This is a genomic window from Salinispora pacifica DSM 45544 (assembly GCF_000378845.1).
GTDB classification, from domain to species: domain Bacteria; phylum Actinomycetota; class Actinomycetes; order Mycobacteriales; family Micromonosporaceae; genus Micromonospora; species Micromonospora pacifica.
This window is the reverse complement of record NZ_KB905359.1, coordinates 22,923-24,613: the sequence shown is the minus strand read 5'-3', so window position 1 is coordinate 24,613 and position 1,691 is coordinate 22,923. Positions and strand designations below refer to the sequence as shown.

1 protein-coding gene is annotated in these 1,691 nt (G+C 67.5%); it reads right to left on the bottom strand.

Annotation, left to right across the window (positions count from 1 at the left end; translation table 11 throughout):
- The coding region (locus tag SALPAC3_RS25155; RefSeq protein WP_157632348.1) for a type I polyketide synthase at positions 1 to 1,691 on the bottom strand (1,691 nt) is incomplete at both ends.

The window sequence follows — 1,691 nt, the reverse complement described above, 5'->3', positions numbered from 1 at the left end:
CCCCCGCCAACACCTCCAACAACCGCTGCTCAATCAACTCCACCTGCGCCGAATGCGACGCATAATCCACATCTACCCGCCGAACCCGCACCTCCTCAGCACCCAACACCGCAACCAAATCTTCTACCGCATCCACATCGCCCGACACCACCACCGACGACGCACCATTAACCGTTGCCACCGACAACCGACCGCCATACGCACCCAGACGATCACACACCTGACGCTCCGGCAGACCCACCGACGCCATCGCACCCCGACCCGCCAACACCTCCGCAATCACCGCACTACGCAACGCCACCACCAACGCACCATCACGCAACGACAAACCACCCGCCACCACCGCAGCCGCAATCTCACCCTGCGAATGACCCACCACCGCATCCGGCTCCACACCAAACGAACGCCACAACCCCGCAAGCGACACCATCACCGCCCACAGAACCGGCTGCACCACATCCTCCCGGTCCAGCGACGGCGCCCCCTCCACACCACGCAACACATCAACCAGCCGCCACGACACAAACTCATCCAACGCCGCAGCACACTCACCCAACCGCTCCGCAAACACCGGCGACGAATCCAACAACTCCACCGCCATCCCCAACCACTGCGAACCCTGCCCCGGAAAAACAAAAACGATGCCGGAACCGCCATGCAGCACGCCGGGAGCGATCCCGCCCTCAGCGAACGTGCGGGCTGCGGCGACGAAGTCCTCCCGGTCGCCGACGACGACCGCACGCCGGTTTAGCAGCGCACGCCCGGTTGCCAACGCGTACGCCAGGTCGCCGGCTTCGGCGGGGCCGCTCTCGGCTACCGCGGCCACGCGCCCGGCCTGGGCGCGCAGTGCCTCGTCGGTGCGGGCCGACAGCACCCAGGGCAGAATCTCCGACCCGGACACGCCGACCGGAGGCCTCCCGGCCCGGAGCCCGTCGGCCGGGAACGCCTCGGCCGGGAGCACCTCGGCCAGGAGCCCGTCGTCCGGGAGCGCCTCGGTCGGGAGCCCGTCGTCCGGGAGCGCCTCGACGGGAGGCACGTCAGTGGGTGGTGCCTGTTCGAGGATGACGTGGGCGTTGGTACCGCTGATGCCGAATGATGAGACACCCGCACGACGGGGCCGGTCCAGCGCCGGCCACCCCTGCGCCTCGGTCAACAGCCGTACCTCCCCGGCCGACCAGTCGATCTGCGGAGACGGCTCCGCAACATGCAGCGTGCGCGGCAACACCCCACTACTCATCGCCAACACCATCTTGATCACCCCGGCGACACCAGCCGCGCCCTGGGTGTGACCGATGTTCGACTTGATCGAGCCCAACCACAACGGCCGATCCGCAGGCCGACCCTGCCCGTACGTGGCCAACAACGCCTGCGCCTCGATCGGATCGCCGAGGGTGGTACCCGTACCATGCGCCTCCACCAGATCAACCTGGTCGGGACGGACATTGGCAGCGGCCAGCGCCTGTCGGATGACCCGCTGCTGAGACGGACCGTTCGGCGCCGTCAACCCATTCGACGCGCCGTCCTGGTTAGTCGCCGAACCACGCACCACCGCAAGCACCTGATGACCGTGACGCTCGGCGTCAGAGAGCCGTTCCAGCAACAACATGCCCGCCCCCTCGGACATCGCGGTGCCATCGGCGCCAGCAGAGAAGGACTTGCAACGGCCATCAGCGGCCAGCCCACGCTGAAGA